Raw genomic sequence first — 25,409 nt, 5'->3', positions numbered from 1 at the left:
TAGCCGTTGCCAATGGCAATGATGCAGTACACCAGCTAATGTTTCCCCACTTCCCCCGCTTCTGACCCATGAAGTCCCCCTCCCCCGACGCCCTCACCCCCACATGAGCGACGCGCCAGGCCGCGGTCGCGCGGCGTCGCTGAGTCCGCTGGACAGGGAAGACCTCCACATCAAACGGCACGAGCGCAGCGTCGGCTCGCTCGTCAGCCTGCTGGTGCACCTGCTGTTCCTGCTGGCCCTGCTGTACTCCTCCCAGATCACCCTGGCCCCGCCCGAAGGCAGCGCCAGCGGCGGCGCCCGCGTCAAAGTCGACTTCCTGGGCGAAACCACCCAGGACGACCAGCGCGTTCCCGTCCCCCCGGTGGCCCCCACCCCACCCAGCGACCGCCCCCGCCCCCGCAAACCCCTGGTGACCACCGCCGTCACCTCCCCCGTCGACACCACCCGCGTCACCGAGGCCGAGAACCCCCTCAGCCCCGACGAGCAGCAGGCCAGCCCGCCCAGCGCCGACCAGGCCGTCGCCCAGCAACAGACCCGCCCACCCGCCAGCCGGCCCACCCCCGCCTGGCGACGCAACAGCCGCTGGGGCCAACCGCCCGGCATGCTGCCCCAGGACACCGCCCCCGAGAACATGGGCGCCACCGTCGGCACCGGCCGCAGCCAGGGCCGCGGCCAGGACAACAACGCCGGCCCCAGCATGGAAGTGGACGGCCACCAGATCTACTACGACGTGCGCAACGAGCGGAAGATCGCCGAATGGCAGCTCCAGGGCATGAAGGAAATCTCCTTCCCCCTGCCCGGTCGCCGCGACCTGATGGTGTGCGCCCTGGAGATCGTCGCCACCCGCGGCTCCGGCGGCTGCCGCCTGGTGCAACCCGGCGACCCCCAACTCGACACCATCGGCGACGCCCGCGACGTGGTGGACGTGATGCGCATCTACCGCCGCGGCGAACTGATCTGGCGCGGGCCGGGGGCGTACAGATAAGCGGTACCCGAGACGCCGTAGGGCGGGCTCAAGCCCGCCATCGCGCATCTGGACGGCGGGCTTGAGCCCGCCCTACGTGAAGCGACGAATGAGGGGCCGGGCGCTGTAACGAACCGGGCGCCGACATCTCCGTCACTCCGTTCGCCCCTCACCCGCCGTTGGCACCCTCTCCCCGCTTCGCAGGGAGAGGGAAACTTTGATGCATCGTGCATACCCGTCACCCCCGCGCAGGCGGGGGCCCAGTGACGTTGCTTCGTTGCGTTGAGGCGCTGGATCCCCGCCTGCGCGGGGATGACGGTGGAGGAGGCGGATTGCCGTAGGGCGGGCTCAAGCCCGCCATCGCGCACCCAGACGGCGGGCTTGAGCCCGCCCTACGTAAAGCAACGGATGAGGGGCCGGGCGCGGTAACGAACCGGGCGCCGACATCTCCGTCACTCCGTTCGCCCCTCACCCGCCGTTGGCACCCTCTTCCCGCTTTGCAGGGAGAGGGAAACGCCCACGCCCCTTGCATGACTCGTCACCCCCGCGCAGGCGGGGGCCCAGTGACGTTGCCTCGAGGCGTTGAAGGCGCTGGATCCCCGCCTTCGCGGGGATGACGGTGGAGGGCGCGGATTGCCGTAGGGCGGGCTCAAGCCCGCCATCGCATTCCTTCTCCTAGCGTCGCAGAGGAGGGAACACCACAGCCCCACTCACTCGCCGTCGGCGTGCACGGTGACCCGCATCTCGCGTGCGAAGACGCGCTCGTAGCCATGGTACGGCAACGGACTGGCCGCCCACACCGCGTCTTCCACCGATCGCCGAGCCGCCTCATCGAAGGCACAGCCGGGATGCGCTTCCACGTGCAGCACGTCGCCGCCCGGCAACTGCCGCACCAGCACCGGGCACGCGCCGGCGACGCCGGCGTCCGGCGGTGTCCAGTGCGTGCGGATGGCCTCCCGCACCGCCTGCGAATAGGCGCGGTGCATGTCGGCGTCTTCGGACACGGGCTGGGCGGAGGAAGACACGACCCCTGCCAGCAACAACGCGATCACCATGGCGGAACGTCGCCCTGTCGCCTGCAGGTTCGCGTAGCCTTTCAGTACGCGAAACCGTGGAATGCGGAACGGAGCCGCACCGCGCCGGGAGACGTCAGACACCGATCAGGCTCTCTGCCGGAATGCCGAGATCGCGGTGCAGGTTCCGGATCATCTCCAGGGTCAGGCCACGCTTGCGGTTCAGCACCTCATAGACCCGGTTGGGCTGACCGATGGACGGCACCAGATCCTTGACGGTCAGACCACCCTGCTCCATGCGGAATCGGATCGCCTCGATCGGGTCGGGAGCCTCGATGGGGAAGCGCTTGGCTTCGTAAGCCTCCACCAGCGTCACCAGGATCTCGAACCGGTCCCCCTCCTCCGTCCCCGGCGTCGGCTCGTCGTCGAAATACGCCGACAGGTCACGTAGCGCGGTCTGGTAGTCCTTCTCGGTGCGGATGGGATGGATGTTCATGGAGCCTCCACGGTGGCGGCATCGATCCGGTCGTACTCGGTATGCGTGCCGATGAACTTGATGTAGACCGCCTGGAACCGATAGGCGACCGCGACGATGAGGCGATAGTCGTTGCCCTTGATGTTGAACACCACGCGGTTACGACCCACGAAACTGGCGCTTGCATACCGCTGCCGGATGTCCTGCGGCGTGTTCCAGACGGCATGCCTGGCTTCGTCGTACCACGCCTTGAGAGGCTGTTCGGCATCGGCGTGACGCGCCCAGAACTCCCTCAAGGTGCTGACGGCGATGACCTTCATGCCGCCATATTAGTCCCATATTGGGACTATAGCAAGCCGTATCGTGACCCACGGCTGGTGCCTACACATCCGCGCTCCGTTCGCCCTCCCCCATATTCAGCATCCGCTCCCTCGTCGATGCGCTGAAGGCGCCTGCGTCCGCGCCTACACGGAGGTGAAGGGCATGGATTGCCGTATGGCGGGCTCAAGCCCGCAATCGCACACCCGGACGGCGGGCTTGAGCCCGCCCTACGTGGCGACCAGCGAGCGGCGGAAACAAAAAACCCGCCTTGCGGCGGGCTTTCCTCGTACGCGATCTCAGCGGTTTACATGTTCCGTCGGTACTCGCCACCCACGTCGTACAGCGCGTGGCTGATCTGCCCCAGGCTGTGCGTCTTCACTGCCTCGACCAGCGCGGCGAACACGTTGCGGCGTTCGCGGGCCGTGCGCTGCAGGTAGGCCAGGCCGTGGCCGTCGTGGACTTCCGGCTCGGCGTGCTCTTCCATGGCCGACGCATGGCTGTGGTCGGTCTCGCCTTCCGGCGCCAGCGCATTGCGCGAGGCCTGCCAGGCGCGCACGTTGGCGATCTGCTGGCCCTTCTCTTCCTCGGTCGAGCGGATCAGTTCGATCTCGGTGGCGATCTCGCCGCCGTGCTCGCGCGGCAGGAAGGTATTCACGCCCACCAGCGGCAGGCTGCCGTCGTGCTTCTTGTGCTCGTAGTACAGCGACTCTTCCTGGATCTTGCCGCGCTGGTACATGGTGTCCATCGCGCCAAGCACGCCGCCGCGCTCGCTGATCGCCTCGAACTCCTTGTAGACCGCCTCTTCCACGATGTCGGTGAGCTGGTCGACCACGAAGCTGCCCTGCCACGGGTTCTCGTTGAAGTTCAGCCCCAGCTCCTTGTTGATGATCATCTGGATGGCGACCGCGCGACGCACGCTCTCTTCCGTCGGCGTGGTGATCGCCTCGTCATAGGCATTGGTGTGCAGGCTGTTGCAGTTGTCGAACAACGCGTACAGCGCCTGCAGCGTGGTGCGGATGTCGTTGAACTGGATCTCCTGCGCGTGCAGCGACCGGCCCGAGGTCTGGATGTGGTACTTCATCATCTGGCTGCGCTCGTTGGCGCCGTAGCGCTCGCGCATCGCGCGTGCCCAGATGCGGCGGGCGACGCGGCCGATGACGGTGTATTCCGGGTCCATGCCGTTGCTGAAGAAGAACGACAGGTTGGGCGCGAAGTCGTCGATCTTCATGCCGCGGGCCAGGTAGTACTCGACGATGGTGAAGCCGTTCGACAGCGTGAAGGCGAGCTGGCTGATCGGGTTCGCCCCGGCCTCGGCGATGTGGTAACCCGAGATCGACACCGAGTAGAAATTGCGCACCGCGTGGTCGACGAAGTACTGCTGGATATCGCCCATCATGCGCAGGGCGAACTCGGTGCTGAAGATGCAGGTGTTCTGCGCCTGGTCTTCCTTCAGGATGTCGGCCTGCACCGTGCCGCGCACGGTGGCCAGCGTCTCGGTCTTGATGCGCGCGTAGGTGGCTTCATCGACCAGCTGGTCGCCGGTGATGCCGAGCAGGCCCAGGCCCAGCCCGTTGTTGGTCGGCGGCAGCTCGCCGTGGTACTGCGGGCGCGTGCGGCCTTCGAAAAACGCGTCGATCTTCTTCTGCGCCCCGGCCCAGCGCGCGTCGTCGGCCTTCAGGTACTTCTCCACCTGCTGGTCGATGGCGGTGTTCATGAACATCGCCAGGATGATCGGCGCGGGGCCGTTGATGGTCATCGACACGCTGGTGGTGGGCGCGCACAGGTCGAAGCCGGAGTACAGCTTCTTCATGTCGTCCAGCGTGGGGATGTTGACGCCGGAGTTGCCGATCTTGCCGTAGATGTCCGGGCGCGGCGCCGGGTCTTCGCCGTACAGGGTGACGCTGTCGAAGGCGGTGGACAGGCGCGCGGCCGGCTGGCCGACACTGAGGTAATGGAAGCGGCGGTTGGTGCGCTCCGGCGTGCCCTCGCCCGCGAACATGCGGATGGGGTCCTCGCCGGTGCGGCGGTACGGATACACGCCGCCGGTGTAGGGATAGCTGCCCGGCAGGTTTTCCTTCTGCAGGAACGTCAGCAGCTCGCCCCAGCCCTGGTACGGCGGCGGCGCGATCTTAGGGATCTGCTGGTGGCTGAGCGAGGTGGTGTAGTTGTCGATGCGGATGGTCTTGCCGCGCACCTGGTATTCGTTGACCGGATCGGTGACGGCCTTGTGCCGCGCCGGCCACTCGCGCAGCAGCTTCAGCGCCTCGGACGACAGCGACTGGAGGGCGTCGTTGTAGCGCTGGCGGAGGGTGAGCAGGGAGCGGTCCACGTGCACCGCCCCTTCCCCCGCCTGCGGGGGAAGGCTGGGATGGGGGCCTGCGTCACCGCGCTCGCCCCCATCCGCCCTTCGGGCACCTTCCCCCGCAAGCAGGGGAAGGAGCGCGTCTGACGCATACAGCTCCAACGCCTTCGGCAACGCCGGATCCTCAAGATCCTTCAGCGCGTTCCAGTAATGCTGCGCGCGGCTGGCGGTCTCGGCTTCGGTCTCGATGCGGCGGTTGATGCCGCGGCCCTGTTCGGCGATCTCGGCCAGGTAGCGGACGCGGCTGCCGGGGATCAGCACGGTGGCGCGCGGCTCCTTCAGCTCGGTGTCGATGGCAGGCGTCCACTTCTCCGCCGGCAGCTGCAGCTTCTCGCGCAGCAGGCGGCACAGGTTGGCGAACATCCAGCTGACGCCGGGGTCGTTGAACTGGCTGGCGATGGTGGGATACACCGGCACCTCGGCGTCCGGCGTCTGGAACGCCACGCGGTTGCGCTTCCACTGCTTGCGCACGTCGCGCAGGGCGTCTTCGGCGCCGCGCTTGTCGTACTTGTTCAGCACGATCAGCTCGGCGAAGTCGATCATGTCGATCTTCTCCAGCTGGCTGGCCGCGCCGTAGTCGCTGGTCATCACGTACATGGGGAAGTCGACCAGGTCGACGATCTCCGAATCGCTCTGGCCGATGCCGGCCGTCTCGACGATCACCAGGTCGAAGCCGAGCGACTTCAGGAAGGCGATGCAGTCCTTCAGCACCGCATTGGTCGCCACGTGCTGGCGGCGCGTGGCCATCGAGCGCATGTAGATGCGCTCGCTGCGCAGCGCGTTCATGCGGATGCGGTCGCCGAGCAGCGCGCCACCGGTGCGACGGCGGGTCGGATCGACCGAGATCACCGCGATGTGCATCTGCGGGAAGCAGGACAGGAAGCGGTTCATCAACTCGTCGGTGACCGACGACTTGCCGGCGCCCCCGGTACCGGTGATGCCGATGACGGGCGTTCCACCCGCGCGGGAATGGGGAGTGGGGAATGGAGAATCGGAGCCGGCGGCGGCCCATTGCTTGCGCAACCTGGCCAGTTCCTGCTCATTGAAAACGCCATCCTCGATGGCGGACATCATGCGGCCGATGGCGGACTCGTCATGGAGATCGGGCCTGGCGGCATGCGGCGATTCCCCGTTCCCCATTCCCGATTCCCGCGCGTGCTGCGCACGCGCCACCACGTCCTGGATCATCTCCACCAGGCCCATCTTCATGCCGTCGTTCGGGTGGTAGATGCGCTCCACGCCATAGGCCTGCAGCTCGGCGATCTCTTCCGGGGTGATGGTGCCGCCACCGCCGCCGAACACGCGCACATGGCCGGCGCCGCGCTCCTTCAGCATGTCGACCATGTACTTGAAGTACTCGACATGGCCGCCCTGGTAGCTGGACAGCGCGATGCCGTCAGCGTCTTCCTGCAGCGCGGCGCGGACGACGTCCTCGACGCTGCGGTTGTGGCCCAGGTGGATGACTTCCGCGCCTTCGCCTTGGATCAGGCGGCGCATGATGTTGATGGCCGCGTCGTGCCCGTCGAACAGGCTGGCGGCGGTGACGAAGCGCAACGGCGTGGCGTCGGCCTGTGCGGCGGGAAACTGGCTGGCGGGTGTGCTCACGCGGACTCACTGGCAGTGCGGACAGACGCGGGATTGTAGCCGCTTGCGCGTGGACACCTCACCAATTGCACACCAGTGGACACGGCACGCACACCCTACGGTGGCGTGCGGTGGTGCGGTGGATCACCAGGCTTCCGCTACCATCCGCGCATGCGGACCGATGCGGCACAGACCGAAACCTCTTCCATGGCAGGCGATGCGCTCTTCGCGCAGGCGCGCACGCACGTACAGAAGGGCGAGCACGAGCAGGCGTTCGCGTGCTACGTGCAGGCCGCAGATGCCGACCATCCGGCGGCCATGATCGAGACGGCGCGCATGGCAATGCATGGCGTCGGCGCCCCGCAGGACATCGGGCGCGCGCTCACCTGGCTGGCGGCTGCGGAACAGCGGGGTCATCCGGCGGCGGCCTATCACCTGGCATGGCTGGGCGCGGGCGGTACCGCCCTGCCCTTCGACGGCACCCTGCAGGCGCGCCTGTTGGCTGCGGCCAACGGCGGGCATCCGTCGGCCATGCTCGCGCTGGCGGTGTACTTCGGCCACAAGGCCGCGCCGGAAGACCAGCAGCGCAGCATCGCCCTGCTCGACCAGGCCGCGCAGGCTGGCCACGCCGTCGCCGCCGCACTGTTGGCGGAACGGCTGGCGCGCGGCGAAGGTACTGCCGCCGATCCGGCGGCCGCGGCGCAGCTGCACGCGCAACTGGCGGCGGCGGGCCACCCGCGCCTGCCGGAGGTGCCGGGTGATGCCGGCCTCGCATGGCCAGGCGCGCCGGCGGTGCTGGAGCTTGCCGACGTGCTGTCGGTGCCTGCGGTCAGCCAGCGCGCCGATGCACCGCGCGTGTGGACGATCGACGGCCTGCTGTCGGCGGACGAGTGCCGTCTGTTGATCGCGCACAGCCTCCCGCGACTGAAGCGCTCGCGCGCGGTCGATCCGCGCACCGGCGCGCCGCGCGAGGTGGCACTGCGTACCAGCAGCGACGCCACCCATGATCCGATGTTGGAGGACGTGGCGATCCGCCTGGTGCAGGCGCGGATGGCCGCCGCTGCCGGCGTGCCGCTGGCGCATGCCGAACGCCTGACCGTGCTGCGCTACCTGCCGGGCGAGCAGTACCGCCCGCATCGCGACTACCTGCCGCCGGGTTCGCCGGAAACGGATCGGCCCGACGCCGGCAACCGGCTGCGCACGATCTGCGTGTATCTCAACCACGTGGCGGCGGGCGGCGCCACGGCGTTCCCGCACGCAGAACTGGAGATTGCGCCAAAAGCAGGCAGGGCCGTGGTCTTCGACAACCTGCACGCCGACGGTCGCCCCGATCCGGACAGCCTGCACGCCGGCCTGCCGGTCGACGCCGGCGAGAAGTGGCTGGCGACGCTGTGGATCCGCCAGCGCCCCTACCGCGCGTTGTAGCGCCCGGTCAGCAGAGCCCGAACGGCAGCTCGCGCGTGGAGACGACGCGCTGGCCGACGGCTTCGCCACGCAGGAAACGCAGCGAGGCATCCAGCGTTTCCGGCGCGATGGTCACGCGGTGATGGCCCAGGCCGGTGGTGCTGAGCAGCGTGGCCTGCGGCCAGTAGCGCGCGTAACGCTCGCCTTCGCACCACGGCACATCGGTGTCTTCCAGGTCGTGCACGATCAACCCCGGCCGCGCGATCCGCGGCGCGGTGGCCTGCGCATGCAGGTCGCGGATGTCGTGCGCGGTGAGTTCCTGGTATTCGTCAAACAGGCGCCGGCTGAGGAACTGCGCCAGCCCGACCATGCCGCCGAAACGACGCGCGGCGTCGAAGGGATCGGCGGCGGGCGCGAGCAGGATCACGCGCTCGGCCTGCAGTCCGTTCCCCATCGCAATCGCTGCAGCGGCGCCACCCAGCGAGTGGCCGACGATGGCCGCCAACGGACCGAGACTGTCGGCGACGCGACGGGCGGCCTCGGCGAACATCGGCAGGGTCGCGCGGCGCCCGCTGCTGCGGCCGTGCGCGGGCTGGTCGAACGTCACCACCGCGTAGCCGGCGCGACGCAGCGGTTCCACCCATGGCAGGAAGCGCAGGCCGAAGCTCGACCAGCCATGCACCAGCAACACGGTGGGCTGGCGCTGCGGGTCGCCCCACGTATAGGTAGCGATGCGTTCGCGGCCGAAGGCGATTTCGCCGATACGGGCACTGCCGGTCTCGGCCTGCCGGGCCCGGGTGCGGGCGCCGGGCATCGGCGTGCAGAACAGGTGGAAGGCGCTTGCCAGCGTGCTGCGCGGCGCGAGCCAGCTGCCGACGGCGAAGCGGGCGTTGAGCAGCGACAGCATCCATGATTTGCGAACGGTCGTGCTATTCCGGGACACAGAGACAGCGGCCATGGGGAGACCTCGGGGGAATCAGGCGGGGGTGGAAACAGCGGGGGCGCCGTAGGACGCCAACAGGCGGTCCAGCGAACGGCGGGCGAGCAGCGGCGCCTGGTCGGCGTCGTAGAGGCGGGCGTCGTGCAGGCCCTGGGCGATGGCAAACAGTTCGAACGCCAGCAGGACCGGATCGGTATCGCGCGACAGTTCGCCGGTCTCCACGCACATTCCGATCGCCTTCATCAGCTGCACGCGCAGTTGGCGCAGCCAGTCGACGATGCGGTCATGCAGCAGGCCCGGGCGGGCGTCGTATTCGTGGGCGGCGGCGAGGATCAGGCAGCCGTCGGGGTTGTCGCAGACCCAGCGGAACCAGTTCTCCATGATCGCGCGCAGGCGCGGCAGGCCGCGCGGCAGCCCGACCGCCGGGACGATCACCGCACGCGCGTAACGCTCGGCGGTCCACTCCAGCACGGTCAGCTGCAGGTCCTCGCGCGAGCCGAAATGGGCGAACACGCCGCTCTTGGACATGCCGGCCGCGGTGGCCAGCTCGCCGATCGACAGGCCTTCCAGGCCGTGCCTGGCGGCGATGTCGTAGGCCCGCGCGACGATCATCTCGCGGGTGGCGTTGCCCTTGTGGGTGGCGGCTTGCGGGGTCATGGGCCAGAGAAATAGCACGGTCGTTCTATTGCAGCAATAGGCCGCTGGTCATCCGGCGAGGGTGCGGGGTGTCATCTCGCCATCCGGCGACTTGGATTAGACTGGCGCCCTGCGACGAGCACGGGCTGATCCGGAAACGTCGCTTTTTTCTTTTCTGACCACCCGTTAGCCCACGAACAGGCAAGCCCGCGCCGGTCCCCACCCGCGCACCGGAGCCCACCCATGATCTTCGAAACCCTCGACACCTCCGGCCACGAACAGGTCGTCTTCTGCCACAACCCGGACGCCGGGCTGAAGGCCATCATCGCCATCCACAGCACCGTGCTGGGCCCCGCGCTGGGCGGCGTGCGCATGCGCCCCTACGCCGACAGCGCGCTGGCGCTGACCGACGCGCTGCGCCTGAGCCGCACGATGACCTACAAGAACGCGCTGGCCGGCCTGAACGTCGGCGGCGGCAAGGCGGTGATCATCGGCGACAGCAGCGCCGACAAGACCGAGGTGCTGTTCCGCAGCTTCGGCCGTTACGTCGACTCGCTGGGCGGCCGCTACATCACCGCCGAGGACGTCGGCACCGACGTCAACGACATGGAAAACGTCTACCGCGAGACCGAATATGTGGTCGGCGTGCACCAGGTGCATGGCGGTTCCGGCGATCCGGCCCCGTTCACCGCCTACGGCGCGCTGCAGGGCCTGATGGCCACGCTGAACCGCAAGTTCGGCAACGAGGAGATCGGCAAGTACAGCATCGCCGTGCAGGGCCTGGGCCACATCGGCATGGAGTACGTGAAGCTGCTGAAGGAACGCGGCGCCAAGCTGTTCGTCACCGACCTAAACCCGGCGCTGGTCGAGCACGCGGTGGAGGAATACGGCGCCGAGGCGGTCAAGCCGGACGAGATCTACGACCTGCCGGTCGACGTGTTCAGCCCGTGCGCGCTGGAGTACGCGATCAACGAACAGACCCTGCCCCGACTGAAGGCCAAGGTCATCTGCGGCACCGCCAACAACCAGATGTCGCACGTCACCGGCGTGGAAGCGGCCAAGCGCGGCATCCTGTACGCGCCGGACTACGCGGTGAACGCGGGCGGCGTGATGAACGTGTCGCTGGAGATCGACGGCTACAACCGCGAACGCGCCATGCGCATGATGCGGACCATCTACCACACCGTCGGCAAGATCTTCGACCTGGCGGAGAAGGACAACATCGCGCCGCAGTACGCCGCCGACCGCATCGCCGAGGCGCGCATGGCCGCGATCGGCAAGCTGAAGCTGCCCCTGGGCCGCACCGCCCCGCGCTTCATGGGGCACCTGCGCGGCGAACACTGACGCAGGACGTTTCATCAACCTGGAAGTTGGGCCGCAATAGGAGGGAGGACCGAATGCGACCGGATACCGTCAGCGGGTTTCCGCTGGGCGAAGAATTGGATGCGCTGCGCGAGGCCGTGCAGCGGTTCGCGCAGACCGAGATCGCGCCGCGGGCGGCGCAGATCGACCACGACAACGCGTTCCCGCAGGACCTGTGGGCCAAGCTGGGTGAGCTGGGGCTGCTCGGCATCACCGTCGACCCCGAGTTCGGTGGCAGCGGCATGGGCTACCTGGCCCACCTGGTCGCGATGGAAGAGATCTCGCGCGCGTCCGGTTCGGTCGGCCTGAGCTACGGCGCGCACTCCAACCTGTGCGTGTCCAATCTCTATCTCAACGGCAACGCCGCGCAGCGCGCGAAGTATCTGCCCAAGCTGTGCAGCGGCGAGTGGAAGGGCGCGCTGGCGATGAGCGAACCGGGCGCCGGCTCCGACGTGGTCGGCTCGATGAGCTGCCGCGCCGAGTTGCGCGACGGCGTATGGATCGCCAACGGCAACAAGATGTGGATCACCAACGGGCCGGAAGCCGACGTACTGCTGGTCTACATGCGCACCGCCGGCAAGGACGCGGGCAGCAAGTGCATGACCGCCTTCATCGTCGAGCGCGGCATGAAGGGCTTCTCCACCGCGCAGAAGCTGGACAAGCTGGGCATGCGCGGCAGCAACACCTGCGAACTGGTGTTCGAGAACTGCGAGATCCCCGCCGAGAACGTGCTGGGCGACGTGAACCAGGGCGTGCGCGTGCTGATGAGCGGCCTGAACACCGAGCGGCTGGTGCTGAGCGGCGGCCCGATCGGCCTGATGCAGGCGGCGCTCGACATCACCCTGCCCTACGTGCGCGAGCGCAAGCAGTTCGACGCGGCCATCGGCACGTTCGGCCTGATGCAGGGCAAGCTGGCCGACATGTACACCGCGCTGCAGTCCAGCCGCGCCTTCGCCTACCAGGTGGCGCGCGGCTTCGACGAAGGCCAGGGCTCGCGCGCCGCCGCCGCCGGCTGCCTGCTGCACGCATCGGAAGCCGCGGTGCAGGTCACGCTGGAGGCGATCCAGTCGCTGGGCGGCAACGGCTACATCAACGAATACCCCGCCGGCCGCCTGCTGCGCGATGCCAAGCTCTACGCCATCGGTGCCGGGACCAACGAGATCCGCCGGATGCTGATCGGCCGGGAGCTGTTCGACGGGCGGGGTTGATCCGTGCGGCGTCGGTGGGCCTCGGCCCACCACCTCGTACATCCATCCATCAGGATGGCGGGCGTGAGCCCGCCCTACGGTGGCATCCGCTCCGCCCTCAGAACCCTATGCGCAAGCGCGACGACCACTGCCTGTCGCTGCGCTCGTCGCTGCCGTTGCGCAGGTCGTAACCGAAGGACAGCATCGCCTCCCGCCAGGGCGACACTTCCAGCGCGACACCCAGGTGCGTGCTGGTGCGTTCCGCCAGCGCCAGCGGCGCCCAACTGTCGACGCCGACGAAGCTGGCGTCCACGTCGAGGCCGCGTCCGTCCAGCGTGCGCTGCCACTCGGCGTACGCCTGCAGCGAGACCGTGCCCAGCGTCGAATTTTCCCAGCCACGGTAAGCACGCGCGCCGGCCAGCGCCTGCAGTCGATCGGTGCGGCTGTCGCGCGTCGTCAGGCCGAAGCCCTCCGCGCCCAGCTCGATGAAGCCATCGCGTTGCAGACGGGTGAACTCCATGCCGGCATACGGCGACACCCACGCATGTGGGCCCCCGATACGGTGACCGGTCTCCACGCTCGCGGTGAAATAGCGACCGGCATACCCAGTCGCCACGCCCTGCATCTTTCCGCCGACCAGCAGGCCGCGATCGATCTGACGGTCGAACCGTCCCGCACCGAGCAGGCCGACCACATGCGTGCCGTTCCAGTCGGTGCCGGCATAGGCGAGCGCCTGTGTCTGGCGGTCGCGGCCGCGGTCCCGGCCCGTCTGCGCACCACCGCTGGCACGGGCCTCGCCGAACGCCATGCCGGCGAAACCCCGCCGACCCAGTTGCCCGTCACTGCCCAGCAGCCAGCCATCGGCCTGGTAACGCGCCACGCCGAGCGCCCCCTGCCCCGGTGCACCCAGCGACTCGTACCAGTCCTGGCCGGGAGCTAGACCCGATGCGCGCGCTTCCGCCCGCGCGCCCAACGCACGGCGACCGGCGCCGATCACGTCGTAGGTCATCGCGTCCGCGACCGCATGCAGGTCGCCGGACAGGCTGCGCAGCGAGGCGTCGGCTTCCGTGACGCTCCCTGCGCGCTGGAAATCCCCTGCGCCATCGATGAAGCCCTGTCCGATGCCCGTAACGGCCTGCCCCGCCAACTGCCCGTCGACGGCCGACATGGCCGCCTCCATTCTCACGGCAGCCGCCTGCGCGGACTTGGGCAGCGACATACCCGCGATCGCACGCGACACGTCGATGCGCTTGATGTCCAGGTAGACGTTGTTCGTGTCGTAGGCGAGTGCCGCCTCCAGGAACACGCTGGGTGCCGCCTTCAGGCTGCTGAAGCGGCCGATGATCTGCGACGAATTCAGCAGTACCTCACGGGCCGACGTGATGTAGCCGCTTTTCACGCCCAGCACGCTGATCTGGCCATCGAGGCGCGCCTCGATCGAGGCAATGAACGGATTCCCCAGCCACACGCCGAGGTTGCCGGTCGGGCCCTGCGCGAAGCGGTAGGCGCCGACTGTGTTGTTGGCCGCGACCAGATAGGTGCCGTTGTTGTTGACCGACGAGGCATAGCCGCCCGACCAGACCGTGGCGCCCTGGCTGACATGGATATTGGAGAAGCCGTTGCCGTTGACCAGGTACAGGCTGCCTGCTTCCACCCGGGTGTCGCCGGTGTAGAACGCACGGTCGGCCAGGATCAGCGTGCCGGCCCCCTGCTTGATCAGCCCGCCGGGACCCGAAATGGGGTTGCGCCAGACGGACGTGCCGGTGAACGAGACGGTGACGTCGCCCCACGCGAATTGCGCGGGGCCGTTCGCGGCGCGGCCCACATCCAGCACGCCCCAGCCGAACTCGGCGTCCACGCCGGTCGCGCCGATGTCGCGTGCGGTGCCCAGCAGCGTCTGTCTCACCAGATCGTTGTTGAAGTACGGGAATGCCGACCACACCACGGCCGCCGCGCCCGACACCTGCGGCGCCGCATAGGAAGTACCGCCCCCCAAATAGAGGCTGTAGCTGGTATCGCCCGTGCGTGCGGCGGGATCGATGAAGACGACGTTGCCCGGCGCGGCCAGGCAGTAGTTCATCGCGATGCCGCAGGCCTGCGAGTAGTCGGTCAGGCGGGTGGGATTGTCCGGATCCAGTGCCGCTACCGTCAGCCAACCCCGTTCCAGGTCGGCCGCCGCCGCAGACAGGCTGGGCAGCGCGGCGTTGTCGGACGGGTTGGCGCGCAGCGCGGGGATGTCGCCGGCATTGCCGTTGGCGAACACGATCAGACCGCCGCGGCCGATGACGAAGTCGCGATAGGCCGATGCCAGCTCGGTCGTCAGCGCCGCGTCGTTCCAGTACAGCCCGCCCCACGAGTTGTTGATGATCCGCGCGCCCGCACCGGCCAACTGACTGTTGATGCTGCGGAAGAAATCGCCGTAACCCTGGCCGGCACGGATCTCGTTGCCCTCGCCGGTGCCGTCGTCGTCGGGGCGGGTGTCGTTGATGATGCGCGAGGAGACGATGGTCGCGCCGGGCGCCACACCGCCGCCCCAGTTGCCGATGCCGCGCCCCGCAGCGATCTGCGCGACCACGGTGCCATGGCCCACCACGTCGTCGACGCTGGTGTTGTTGGTCGCGGGATTGACGTTGACGAAGTTGGCGTTGACCCGCCCGCTCAACGCGGGGTGGTTGCGGTTCACGCCGGTGTCGACGAAACCGATGGTCACGCCCTGCCCGGTCAACCCCGCACCCAGCGAACGGGCCGCTCCGATCAGCTGCAGGTGCTGGCTGTACTCGGGCAGGCTCGCGGGGGGCGCCTGCGTCGGCACCGAGGGCGGATTCACCTGGGTCAACGACGCATCGATGACCACGTTCGGCGTAAACCCCACGCCCGTCGGTGGCGGCGGATCCGGCCGTACCGCCGAGCCTCCGCCACCGCCCCCGCACGCGGCCAGTACCAGTGCGAGCATCCCCAAGCCTGCCGCGCGTGCGCGGGCGGCCATGCCGTCGTGCGATCCCTTCATCCCCGTTCTCCCTGATGGTGGCGGAGCACCCCTGCACCGCCCGGACCGACTTTACCCCGTGGCCTACTCCATTGCAGCCCAGGCGGACGCGTCCAGCGTCTCCCGGTAGCCGTGCCAGCTGGCGTACGCCAGCCAGGGCATGAGGAGGCCCAGGCCCAGCAGCGCGGTGGCGAATCCGATCGCCGTCAGCGTCACCAGCACCAAGCCCCAGAGGACCATCACGCGCTTGTTGCGCATCACGGCATGCACGCTCGAGACGGCAGCCGTGACCATGTCCACGTCGCGGTCGGCGATCATCGGCAGCGAGAAGGCGGTGACGGCGAAGGTCAGCGCCGCGAACACCGCGCCTACCGCCGAGCCCAGCGCCAGGAACTCCCAGAAGGCCGCCGGGTCGCTGCCGTCGAACGGAAAGAACGCGCTGACCATCATGCCGGCGCGTGACCAGAGCAGGATGATCACGCCCTGCCCCAGTGCATACACCCCCGCCTGGCCCAGCACGCGCTTCGCCAGCACGAACGAGTCCCGCAGCCGCGGCGTGCGCCCCCGTTCCAGCGCCCGGCTGACGCAGTACAGGCCCACGCAGAGCAGCGGCGCCACGAAGACGAACCCCGACAGCAGCGTCGCCAGCAACGCGAACCGCCCCAGCAGGTAGGCCAGCCAGGAGATGCCCAGGCTGACCAGCACGATCACCACGCCGAACAACAGGGTCAGCCCGGGTGCGCGCCGCACATCGCGCCAACCGGCGCGCAACCAGCGCCACGGCGCGCCGGCGTCGAGGTCCGCGCACGGCACGACGAAGGGCCGTGCAGCCGGTTCTGTCGATGGTCCTTCCGTCATGCTCCCTCCCCTGGCGGCCAGCATACTCCCGGTGCAGGAGGACGTCCGGCCCTGTACCAACGGCCGATTTGCCCGTCGTCGGGCCGGAGCGGGATAATCGGGATCTCACTCCACGCGGGAAGCCCCCATGTCCGACATCGTCATCGCCGCCGCCAAGCGCACCGCCATCGGCTCGTTCCTTGGCCAGTTCACCGGCGTCCCCACCCCGACGCTGGGCGCTGCCGCCATTGCCGCTGCGCTGGAGCAGTCCGGCATTCCCGCCGCCGACGTGTCCGAGGTCATCATGGGCTGCGTGCTGCCGGCCAACCTGGGCCAGGCGCCCGCCCGCCAAGCGTCGCGCGCCGCCGGCATCCCGGACGCGGCCGGTGCCACCACCATCAACAAGGTGTGCGGTTCCGGCATGAAGGCGATCATGCTGGGCCACGACCTGATCAAGGCCGGCTCGGCCAGCATCGTCGTCGCGGGCGGCATGGAGTCCATGAGCAACGCCCCGCACATGATCCCCAACTCGCGCACCGGCAACCGCTACGGCAACTTCCAGGCGGTCGACCACATGGCGTGGGACGGCCTGACCAGCCCCTACGACGGCCAGCCGATGGGCGTGTTCGCCGAGGCCACCGTGGCCAAGTTCGGCTTCACCCGCGAGGAGCAGGATGCCTACGCGATCGAATCCGTCACCCGTGCGCAGGCCGCGCAGGCTGCGGGCGCGTTCAATGACGAGATCGTTCCGGTGAAGGTCGCCACCCGCAAGGGCGAGGTCGAGGTCGCCACCGACGAACAGCCCGGCAAGTCCGACATCGCCAAGATCCCGACGCTGAAGCCCGCCTTCAAGAAGGACGGCAGCGTCACCGCCGCCAGCTCGTCCAGCATCTCCGACGGCGCCGCCGCCACGGTGCTGCTGAGCGCGGACGAAGCGGCCAAGCGCGGCCTGCAGCCGCTGGCGAAGATCGTCGGCCACGCCACCTATTCGCAGGCACCGGAATGGTTCACCACCGCGCCGGTCGCGGCCATCGACAAGCTGCTCAAGCAGGTCGGCTGGACGGTGGACCAGGTGGACCTGTTCGAAGTCAACGAGGCGTTCGCGGTCGTGGCGATGGCGCCGATCAAAGAACTCGGCATCCCGCACGCCAAGGTCAACGTCAACGGCGGTGCCTGCGCGCTGGGCCATCCGATCGGTGCGTCCGGTGCACGCCTGGTGGTCACCCTGATCAACGCCTTGCGCGTGCGGGGCGCCAAGCGCGGCGTCGCCACCCTGTGCATCGGTGGCGGCGAAGCCACTGCGATCGCGGTCGAAATCGTCTGACCGGTTCGCGCAGTTCGGGGGCGGCACGGAGAAGGTTTCGCGCCGCCCATAGGAATTAACAACGGATTGACAAAGATAACCGGCCAACCGCTTGACACGGGTAACGGGCTTGTCATCATGTTGCAGGCGCGCAATTGCGCGTTGCCTAACTAACGACGAGGAAATGCAACGATGACCATGAACAAGGCTCTGATCGCGCTGGCTCTGGGTTTCGCCCTGGCTGCGTGCTCGAACCAGGAACAGGCTGCCGACGCCGCTGCTGACGCCGCTGCGACCGCGACCGAAGCCCAGGCTGCCGCTGACGCCGCCGCCGCCGCTGGCGAAGTGACCGCCGACGCCGCCCAGCAGTCGGCCGACGCCGCTGCCACCGCCGCCGACGCCGCCGCCACCGCCGCGACCGACGCTGCTGCCGCCACCACGACGGAAGCCGCCGACGCTGCTGCCGACGCCGCTGCCCAGGCTGCCGACACCGCCGAAGCCGCGACCGACGCTGCCAAGGAAGCCACCAAGCAGTAATCTGCTGGTAGTTGCCTGATTTAGCGTTAGACTGAAAGAGCCGCCAGTTCGCTGGCGGCTTTTTCTGTATCCGGGCATGGCGTCCCGGTTCGCGCCTCGGCTCGAGGACGAACGGACATCGCCGCCCGCTGCCACTTTCTTCCACACACCGATTTGGGGATCCGCATGAAGATCAAGACCACCGTCCTGCTGGCCGCCGCCGTCCTGGCCCTGAGCGCCTGCACGAAGAGCGACAACGCCGACCAGGCCGCTGCCGACGCCGCCGCTGCCGCCGACCAGGCCGCCGCCGCCGCCGGTGACGCCGCGACCGCCGCTGGCGACGCCGTCGAAGCCGCTGCCGACGCCACCGCCGCTGCCGCGTCCGACGCTGCCGCCACCACCGAAGCCGCCGCTACCGACGCTGCCGCTGCTGCTGCCTCGGCCACCGCCGACGCTGCGCAGGCGACCGCCGACAAGGCCGCCGAAGTGGCCGACAAGGCCGAAGCCAAGGCTGAAGAAGCCAAGAAGTAATCGACTCGCCTCATCGCGAATCGGACAAGGCCCGCGCAAGCGGGCCTTGTCGTTTTCGTGACCCGCCGATCGCGCGCGATGCAGGCACGCGCTGCCGATGGTTTTTTGCAGTGCGGTTTGGCGCACGGGGCGGCTTCGTGGTCTGATGCCGCCTTTCCCGCTGTTCCGTGCCGCATGCCCGCCATCACTTCGCAACTCGATCCGCGCTCGCCCGACTTCACCGCCAACGCGGCCTACCATCGCGTGCTCGTGCAGGAACTGGACCGCCGGCTCGCGCGCGCGGCCGACGGCGGCGGCGAGAAGGCCCGCAACAAGCACACCGAGCGCGGCAAGCTGCTCGCGCGCGACCGCATCACCGCCCTGCTCGACCCCGGCTCGCCGTTCCTGGAGATCGCACCGCTCGCCGCCGAAGACATGTACGGCGGCGCCGCTCCCGCGGCCGGCATGGTCTGCGGCATCGGCCGGGTGATGGGCAACGAAGTCGTCATCGTGGCCAACGATGCGACGGTCAAGGGCGGCACCTACTTCCCGATGACGGTGAAGAAGCACCTGCGCGCGCAGGAGATCGCGCGCGAAAACCGCCTGCCCTGCGTCTACCTGGTCGACTCCGGCGGCGCGTTCCTGCCGCTGCAGGACGAGGTGTTTCCGGACAAGGAGCACTTCGGCCGCATCTTCTATAACCAGGCGCGGCTCAGCGCGGAGAACATCCCGCAGATCGCCGTGGTGATGGGCAGCTGCACCGCCGGTGGCGCCTACGTGCCGGCGATGTGCGACGAGAGCGTCATCGTCAAGGAACAGGGCACGATCTTCCTCGGTGGTCCGCCGCTGGTGAAGGCCGCCACGGGTGAAGTGGTGGATGCCGAAGCACTGGGCGGCGCCGACGTGCACACCAGCGTCTCCGGTGTGGCAGATCATTTCGCCGAGGACGATCGTCATGCGCTGGAGATCGCGCGCGGCATCGTCGGCCACCTCAACCGTCGCAAGATGCTGCCGGTAGCCGCGCGCGACACGCGCGAGCCGCTCTACCCCGCGGAGGAGCTCTACGGCATCGTGCCGAAGGACACGCGCCGCCCGTTCGACATCCGCGAGGTCATCGCGCGCGTCACGGACGGCAGCGAACTGGACGAATTCAAGGCGCGCTACGGCAAGACGCTGGTCACCGGCTTCGCACACCTGCACGGGTATCCGGTCGGCATCGTCGCCAACAACGGCATCCTGTTCGGCGAAAGCGCGCTGAAGGGCGCGCACTTCATCGAGCTGTGCAACCAGCGCGGCATCCCGCTGGTGTTCCTGCAGAACATCACCGGCTTCATGGTCGGCCGCAAGTACGAGAACGCCGGCATCGCGAAAGATGGCGCGAAGATGGTCACGGCCGTCGCGTGTTCGTCCGTGCCGAAGTTCACGGTGGTGATCGGCGGCAGTTTCGGGGCCGGCAACTACGCCATGTGCGGCCGTGCGTATGGCGCGCGTTTCCTTTGGATGTGGCCGAACGCGCGCATCAGCGTGATGGGCGGCGAACAGGCCGCCAGCGTACTGGCGACGGTGAAGCGCGACGGCATCGAGGCCGCCGGCAAGGCGTGGAGCGCGGACGAAGAGGATGCGTTCAAGGCCCCCATCCGCGACCAGTACGAATCGCAGGGCAGCCCGTGGTATGCGACGGCACGCCTGTGGGACGACGGCATCATCGATCCGGCCGATACCCGACGCGTGCTTGGTCTCGGCCTGTCCGCCTCGCTCAATGCGCCGATCGAGCCGGCGAAATTCGGCGTGTTCCGGATGTAGCCGGTGGCGCCGCAGGTCGTCCTCATCACCGGCGGAAGCCGCGGCATCGGTGCGGCGACCGCGCTGCTCGCGGCCGGGCAAGGGTATGCGGTCGGCGTGAACTACCGGCGCGATGAGGCCGCGGCGACCTCTGTCGTGGCGCAGATCGTGGCGGCTGGCGGCCGTGCCGTCGCGCTGCAGGCGGATGTATCGGACGAAGCGGACGTGGTGGCGATGTTCCAGCGGATGGACGAAGCGCTGGGGCCGGCGACCGCCCTGGTCAACAACGCCGGCATCCTCGAAACGCAGATGCGCGTGGACACGATGGACGCCGCCCGCATCGGCCGCATCCTCGCCACCAACGTCACCGGCACCCTGCTCTGCTGCCGCGAGGCGGTGCGGCGCATGTCCACACGCCATGGCGGTCACGGGGGCGCGATCGTCAACGTGTCGTCGGTCGCGGCAAAGACGGGCTCGCCCGGTGAATATGTCGACTACGCCGCATCCAAGGGTGCGATGGATACGCTGACGGTCGGCCTGGCGAAGGAAGTCGCGCAGGAGGGCATCCGCGTCAACGCGGTGCGGCCCGGCTTCATCTACACCGGCATGCATGCGGACGGCGGCGAACCGGGCCGGGTGGACCGGGTGAAGACATTCGTGCCGATGCGGCGTGGCGGCCAGCCGGACGAGGTGGCTCAGGCCATCCTGTGGCTGCTGTCGCCGCAGGCGTCTTACACGACGGGCACCTTCGTCGATGTCGCCGGCGGCCGCTGAAGCACACCCTCTTCAGGCATGTGAGCGGCGCGTCGACAACTCCGGCTGCAAGGTGAACCGGTGCAAGACGATGCGTGGCGGCGTCCCCGTTTGGCAGGCGTGATCACAGTGTGAGGGGGCGAGGATTGGCGATAGTCGAATGCCCTGCCACTCCGGAGCATCCCCTGCATGTCCATCTGGAAAGACCAAGCGCCCGCGAAGAAGGACGGCGCTCCCCTGACGCCCGAGCCGACGCCGTCCGCATTGCGTGACGCACCGGCAGCGGCGGATTTCTCGCCCGCCGTCACCGCGCCGCCGGGCACACGCCCGGCGGAACGGTCCGCGCCCCAGGAAGCGCTCAAGGAATCGCTGATCGCCGCCGACCTCACCATCGAGGGCAAGATCGAAGGCACCGGCCATATCCGCATCGCCGGCCGGTTCAAGGGCGATGTCAACGTGCAGGGCGACCTGACCATCGAGACCGGCGCCAAGCTCAATGGCGGCGTGCGCGCGAAGAAGGTGACCATCGCCGGCGAGCTGGAGGGCAACATCGAGTCCGCATCCCGCGTGGAACTGCTGTCGTCCGGCGTGCTGGTCGGCGACGTGAAGGCCGGCGCGCTCACCGTGGCGGCCGGTTCGCGCATGCGCGGCAATGCCGAGTTCGGCTGGGGCGACACACCCGCCAAGGGCGGCAAGTCGAACGGCACGGAGCCCGGCGCCACCGCATGAGCCAACCCCGCCCGGGCAGTGCCGGCGCCACCCGCACCTGCCCGCACTGCAAGGCGACCATCCTGGAAAGCGCGGCGGTCTGCCCGGGCTGCCGCCATCACCTGCGCTTCGAACCCGGCGCAGGGGTCAACGCCGCGCCGGCCCTCACGCCCCTGCGGATCGAGGGCACGCTGCAACCGCCGGCCGAGGGCGCAGCGTGGGAGTACAGCGTGGTGCTGTCGATCCGCAACGAGCGCGGCGACGAAGTGACCCGCCAGGTCGTCGGCGTTGGCGCCATGCAGCCGCACGAGCAGCGCAGCTTCGTGCTGTCAGTGGAACTCAACCCCGCGACGGGCAAATCGGCCGGGCGACGCACGCGGCATTGACGCCCTCCCCGCCGGCGGAGCGCCCGGCTACACTCGACGCCGACATGGACGCCAGCGGGGACTGGATGATCGTCGGTATCGACCTGGGGACCACGCACTCGCTCGTGGGTTATTACGGACCGGACGGTCCGGTGCTGATTCCCAATGCACTAGGCGAGTTGCTCACGCCATCCGTCGTCAGCGTGGACGCGGATGAAGCGCTCATCGTCGGCCGGCCCGCCGTCGACCGGCTCATCACCCACCCGCAGCGCAGTGTCGCCAGTTTCAAGCGCTGGATGGGCACCAACCGTGTCACCCGGCTGGGAAAACATGCGCTGCGACCCGAGGAACTGTCGGCGATGGTGCTGCGCTCGCTGCTGGCCGACGCCGCCAGCCACCTGGGCGCACCGGTCACCGAGGCCGTCATCAGCGTGCCGGCGTACTTCGGCGACGCGCAGCGCAAGGCGACGCGGATCGCGGGCGAACTGGCCGGCATCAAGGTCGAGCGCCTGATCAACGAACCCACCGCCGCCGCCATGGCCTATGGGCTGCAGCAACGCGACGGCGGCCGCTTCCTGGTGTTCGACCTGGGGGGCGGTACCTTCGACGTTTCCATCCTGGAGATGTTCGACGGGGTGATGGAGGTCCACGCCAGCGCGGGCGACAACTTCCTGGGCGGCGAGGACTTCCTGTCCGTCCTGCGCGAGGCCTGCCTGCGCGACACCGGCTTCGATCCGCAGAAGCTCACCGCAGCCGAGGACGCCCACCTGCGCCGGCGCCTGGAACTGGCCAAGCGCGAACTCTCCAGTACCGCCGGCCAGGCGCTGACCGTGGACTTCATGCTGGGAGGGGAAGCGCGCCAGTGGCAGATCGACGAGGCCGGCTTCGCGCGCCTGTGCGAGCCGCTGGTGCAGCGCATGCGCGCGCCGCTGGAGCGCGCCATGCGCGACGCACGGCTGGAACCCGGGCAACTGGACGATATCGTGCTGGTCGGCGGCGCCTCGCGCATGCCGCTGACCGCCCGGCTGGTCTCGCGCATGTTCGGCCGGCTGCCGCTGCGCCACATCAACCCCGACGAAGCCATCGCACTGGGAGCGGCGGTGGCCGCCGGCATGAAGGCGCGCGACGAGAAACTCGAGGAAATCATCCTGACCGATGTCTGCCCCCACTCGCTGGGCGTCGACACCGGTCGCGATGATGGGCACGGCCAGGTCACCACCGGCCTGTTCTCCCCGATCATCCACCGCAACGCGACCGTGCCGGTCAGCCGCGTCGAGCGCTACCAGCCGATGCGCGACCTGCAGACGCAGGTGGAGTTCAACATCTACCAGGGCGAAAGCCCGCGCGTGGAGAACAACGTCAAGCTCGGCACCATCGCCGTGAAGGTGCCCGCGCGTGCCGCCCATGACAATCCGGTCGACATCCGCTTCACCTACGACATCAATGGCCTGCTGCAGGTGGAAGCCACGGTGCTGGCGACGGGCGAAACGCACGAGGTGGTGCTGGAACAGAACCCCGGCGTGCTGTCCGCAGGCGAGATCCGGGAGCGCCTGGCCAAGCTGTCGGAACTGAAAGTGCATCCGCGCGACCAGCAGGAGAACCTGGCGCTGATCGCGCGCGCGGAGCGGCTGTACGAGGAACTGCTGTGGGCGCGCCACGACCTGCAGGACGCGCTGGTCCGCTTCCGCACCATCCTGGACGGCCAGGACCCGATACAGATCCGCGAACACCGCGCGGACTTTGCAAGGATGCTGGAGCACATCGAGGCGCAGGCGTGAGTGGATGGCCGTACGACCTGCTCGGGGTCGGCGAGGAAGCGGACGAGCGCACCATCAAGCGTGCGTACGCACGGCTGCTGAAGCTCCACCGGCCCGACGATGATCCCGAAGGCTTCCAGCGGCTCAACGAGGCGTACCAGGCGGCGCTTTCGTACCCGCGCGACACCGCGCTCCCGCACGCTGTTGGGGACGACCTGCCCGGGATGGCGTCGCCGATGCCGATCCTCGAGACACGCCAGGCCGATGCGCCGGCGACGCACGCCATGCGTTCTCCTGGCACCGCAGGAAATTCCGAGCCAGTCGCGCCGCCCGTCGACGAAGACCCCCTGCGTGACGACCTGCTGGCGCGCGCCACGCACGAGTTGCCGAGTCTGCTGCGGCAGCATCTCGCGCAGCATCCGGACCTGTACTCGCTGGAGGTCAAGCGGCGCGTCGGCGCAGAGGTGTTCGAACGGATCGCTTACGAAGATGCACCGGTGTCGCCGGGCAACCTCGCGGTGCTGGGCGAGTTCTTCGGCTTCACACCGCCGGACTGGGTGGAGAGGCGCAGGCAGGTCGTACTGGCGGTGGAAAACGAGGACACGCAGGTGTTCGACGAAGACCGGCCACTGACCATCCGGCAACTGAAGCGCACGTTCCGCTGGCCGCTGGCGCTGCTGCTGGCCTGCATGCCGGGCTTCTCGATCCGCGCCGCGCGCCTGTCCCAGCGACTGGCCGCGGACTACGGCGACGAGGTGCCGGGACTGGATGCGCGACAACAGGCCTTCTTCAGCCGTCTGGCGGATCCCTTCTACGCGGGTGCCTGGCGGTGGGCGACCGTCCTGCTCTCCGCCGGCGCGGCCACGCTGCTGATCGCCGGCCTGTGCCAGCTGACCAATGTCGAACCCGACCGCGCGGCCCGCGTGACGGGCATGACCTTCGCCGCGGTCGCCGGCATGCTGTGCATGTGGCACGCGATGCGTGCGCTGTGGGCGCTGCGCGAACGCCCGGCCACGATGCACGCGCCCTGGATCGCCCTGATGCCGGTCTGGCTCGCTGCCGCCGGGCTGATGGTGGCGTTCCTGCTGCCGGACATACCGGCACTGGGTTTCGTGCTGGTGCTGCCGGCGGCACTGCTGCACTTCCGGCAGGTCTTCGACGCCCTGCGCTTCGGCATCGGCGTCAGCTGGCTGGTGCGTGCACTACCCGCCGCCGATTGGCTTTCGCCATGGCTCGCAGCGCTGGCAGGCGCGGCCATCGGCGTGAGCGTCTGCGACTGGGCCTACGCGCGGCGCCACCGGATCAGCCTGGCGAGTGCCGCGGGGAACCGCTGGACGACGGTCACGTCCTTCGTCGTCTTCGTGTCGATGGTGGTACTGGGCCTGGTACTGCGGCTCGCCTGAAGCTCGTCAGCCGCAGCCGTCGCACCCGCCGCAGGTCTTGCCGGTCGTGAGGCCCGGCGGCGCGATCCAGCGCCCGAGTCCGCGGATCCACGCCGCGCGATCCTCGCGCAACATCGGCAACGCCAGCGCCACCCGCGCCTTGCGCAGCGGACCGGGAAACTGCTTCTTCAGCACCACCCACGCACTGGCCACCACCGCAACCGCGATGATGGCGTACTGCAGGGCGAGCGAAGCGTCCACG

22 protein-coding genes are annotated in these 25,409 nt (G+C 68.8%); 13 read left to right on the top strand and 9 right to left on the bottom strand.

Annotated elements, in window-relative coordinates; genetic code table 11:
• Positions 1-103 precede the first annotated feature (103 nt).
• Positions 104-985: a type II toxin-antitoxin system RelE/ParE family toxin gene (locus ACGHX3_RS08020; protein WP_394697025.1), complete on the top strand. Its 882-nt coding sequence runs from the start codon at positions 104-106 to the stop codon at positions 983-985.
• Between the two features lie 689 nt (positions 986-1,674).
• On the opposite strand, the gene ACGHX3_RS08015 is transcribed toward ACGHX3_RS08020, so the two are convergent.
• The 4 genes from ACGHX3_RS08015 to ACGHX3_RS08000 all read right to left on the bottom strand — a co-directional run bounded on the left by ACGHX3_RS08015 (position 1,675) and on the right by ACGHX3_RS08000 (position 6,740).
• Positions 1,675-2,121, bottom strand: a complete 447-nt coding sequence (locus ACGHX3_RS08015) for a TonB C-terminal domain-containing protein (protein WP_394697024.1) — start codon at positions 2,119-2,121, stop codon at positions 1,675-1,677.
• A complete protein-coding gene (locus ACGHX3_RS08010) occupies positions 2,114-2,473 on the bottom strand; it encodes a type II toxin-antitoxin system HigA family antitoxin (RefSeq protein ID WP_213601156.1) in 360 nt (119 codons plus the stop codon). Before ACGHX3_RS08010 ends, ACGHX3_RS08015 begins: the two co-directional genes overlap by 8 nt.
• A complete protein-coding gene (locus tag ACGHX3_RS08005; protein WP_213601157.1) occupies positions 2,470-2,772 on the bottom strand; it encodes a type II toxin-antitoxin system HigB family toxin in 303 nt (100 codons plus the stop codon). The genes ACGHX3_RS08010 and ACGHX3_RS08005 overlap by 4 nt, the downstream gene beginning before the upstream one ends.
• Before the next feature lie 305 nt (positions 2,773-3,077).
• A complete protein-coding gene (locus ACGHX3_RS08000; protein ID WP_394697023.1) occupies positions 3,078-6,740 on the bottom strand; it encodes a methylmalonyl-CoA mutase family protein in 3,663 nt (1,220 codons plus the stop codon).
• A 186-nt stretch (positions 6,741-6,926) separates the two neighbouring features.
• Here ACGHX3_RS08000 and ACGHX3_RS07995 point away from each other — a divergent pair, with 186 nt between their 5' ends.
• The gene (locus ACGHX3_RS07995) at positions 6,927-8,144 is read left to right on the top strand and encodes a 2OG-Fe(II) oxygenase (RefSeq protein ID WP_394697022.1); all 1,218 of its coding nucleotides are present in this window, start codon (positions 6,927-6,929) and stop codon (positions 8,142-8,144) included.
• Between the two features lie 7 nt (positions 8,145-8,151).
• Here the strand turns inward: ACGHX3_RS07995 and ACGHX3_RS07990 are convergent, their stop codons facing one another.
• Both ACGHX3_RS07990 and ACGHX3_RS07985 read right to left on the bottom strand, forming a co-directional pair.
• On the bottom strand, positions 8,152-9,030 hold the full coding sequence (locus ACGHX3_RS07990) for an alpha/beta hydrolase (RefSeq protein WP_394697021.1): 879 nt from the start codon (positions 9,028-9,030) through the stop codon (positions 8,152-8,154).
• Positions 9,031-9,099: 69 nt separating this feature from the next.
• The gene (locus ACGHX3_RS07985) at positions 9,100-9,720 is read right to left on the bottom strand and encodes a TetR/AcrR family transcriptional regulator (protein ID WP_394697020.1); all 621 of its coding nucleotides are present in this window, start codon (positions 9,718-9,720) and stop codon (positions 9,100-9,102) included.
• A gap of 222 nt (positions 9,721-9,942) precedes the next feature.
• Between ACGHX3_RS07985 and ACGHX3_RS07980 the strand changes: the two genes are divergently transcribed.
• Together ACGHX3_RS07980 and ACGHX3_RS07975 are read left to right on the top strand one after the other, a co-directional pair.
• Positions 9,943-11,043, top strand: a complete 1,101-nt coding sequence (locus ACGHX3_RS07980; protein WP_162338261.1) for a Glu/Leu/Phe/Val dehydrogenase dimerization domain-containing protein — start codon at positions 9,943-9,945, stop codon at positions 11,041-11,043.
• Between the two features lie 53 nt (positions 11,044-11,096).
• On the top strand, positions 11,097-12,269 hold the full coding sequence (locus ACGHX3_RS07975; RefSeq protein WP_394697019.1) for an isovaleryl-CoA dehydrogenase: 1,173 nt from the start codon (positions 11,097-11,099) through the stop codon (positions 12,267-12,269).
• A 97-nt stretch (positions 12,270-12,366) separates the two neighbouring features.
• On the opposite strand, the gene ACGHX3_RS07970 is transcribed toward ACGHX3_RS07975, so the two are convergent.
• Positions 12,367-15,255, bottom strand: coding sequence for a S8 family serine peptidase (locus ACGHX3_RS07970; protein ID WP_394697018.1), 2,889 nt, complete (start codon positions 15,253-15,255; stop codon positions 12,367-12,369).
• A 63-nt stretch (positions 15,256-15,318) separates the two neighbouring features.
• Positions 15,319-16,092, bottom strand: a complete 774-nt coding sequence (locus ACGHX3_RS07965) for a DUF2189 domain-containing protein (RefSeq protein WP_394697017.1) — start codon at positions 16,090-16,092, stop codon at positions 15,319-15,321.
• Between the two features lie 127 nt (positions 16,093-16,219).
• Between ACGHX3_RS07965 and ACGHX3_RS07960 the strand changes: the two genes are divergently transcribed.
• From ACGHX3_RS07960 to ACGHX3_RS07920, 9 genes are all read left to right on the top strand, one after another.
• On the top strand, positions 16,220-17,395 hold the full coding sequence (locus ACGHX3_RS07960) for a thiolase family protein (RefSeq protein ID WP_394697016.1): 1,176 nt from the start codon (positions 16,220-16,222) through the stop codon (positions 17,393-17,395).
• Positions 17,396-17,566: 171 nt separating this feature from the next.
• Positions 17,567-17,911: a hypothetical protein gene (locus ACGHX3_RS07955; protein WP_162338256.1), complete on the top strand. Its 345-nt coding sequence runs from the start codon at positions 17,567-17,569 to the stop codon at positions 17,909-17,911.
• A 165-nt stretch (positions 17,912-18,076) separates the two neighbouring features.
• A complete protein-coding gene (locus ACGHX3_RS07950) occupies positions 18,077-18,421 on the top strand; it encodes a hypothetical protein (RefSeq protein ID WP_162338255.1) in 345 nt (114 codons plus the stop codon).
• A 174-nt stretch (positions 18,422-18,595) separates the two neighbouring features.
• On the top strand, positions 18,596-20,203 hold the full coding sequence (locus ACGHX3_RS07945) for a carboxyl transferase domain-containing protein (protein ID WP_394697015.1): 1,608 nt from the start codon (positions 18,596-18,598) through the stop codon (positions 20,201-20,203).
• A gap of 3 nt (positions 20,204-20,206) precedes the next feature.
• The gene (locus ACGHX3_RS07940) at positions 20,207-20,956 is read left to right on the top strand and encodes an SDR family oxidoreductase (RefSeq protein ID WP_394697014.1); all 750 of its coding nucleotides are present in this window, start codon (positions 20,207-20,209) and stop codon (positions 20,954-20,956) included.
• Positions 20,957-21,124: 168 nt separating this feature from the next.
• Positions 21,125-21,664 carry a polymer-forming cytoskeletal protein gene (locus ACGHX3_RS07935; protein WP_394697013.1) on the top strand — a complete coding sequence of 180 codons (540 nt, stop codon included), beginning with the start codon at positions 21,125-21,127 and terminating at the stop codon, positions 21,662-21,664.
• Positions 21,661-22,029, top strand: coding sequence for a hypothetical protein (locus ACGHX3_RS07930; RefSeq protein WP_394697012.1), 369 nt, complete (start codon positions 21,661-21,663; stop codon positions 22,027-22,029). The genes ACGHX3_RS07935 and ACGHX3_RS07930 overlap by 4 nt, the downstream gene beginning before the upstream one ends.
• Before the next feature lie 65 nt (positions 22,030-22,094).
• Entirely contained in the window at positions 22,095-23,786 is a 1,692-nt protein-coding gene (locus ACGHX3_RS07925; protein WP_394697260.1) for an Hsp70 family protein, read from the top strand.
• Positions 23,783-25,168 carry a J domain-containing protein gene (locus ACGHX3_RS07920; protein ID WP_394697011.1) on the top strand — a complete coding sequence of 462 codons (1,386 nt, stop codon included), beginning with the start codon at positions 23,783-23,785 and terminating at the stop codon, positions 25,166-25,168. Before ACGHX3_RS07925 ends, ACGHX3_RS07920 begins: the two co-directional genes overlap by 4 nt.
• A 6-nt stretch (positions 25,169-25,174) precedes the next feature.
• On the opposite strand, the gene ACGHX3_RS07915 is transcribed toward ACGHX3_RS07920, so the two are convergent.
• Positions 25,175-25,408, bottom strand: coding sequence for a DUF6587 family protein (locus tag ACGHX3_RS07915; RefSeq protein WP_394697010.1), 234 nt, complete (start codon positions 25,406-25,408; stop codon positions 25,175-25,177).
• Position 25,409: the final 1 nt, after the last annotated feature.

The sequence above is a fragment of the Pseudoxanthomonas japonensis genome (assembly GCF_043632995.1).
Classification (GTDB): Bacteria; Pseudomonadota; Gammaproteobacteria; order Xanthomonadales; family Xanthomonadaceae; genus Pseudoxanthomonas_A; species Pseudoxanthomonas_A japonensis.
Note: the sequence above shows the minus strand (reverse complement) of the source record. Positions and strands in the feature narration are given on the sequence as shown.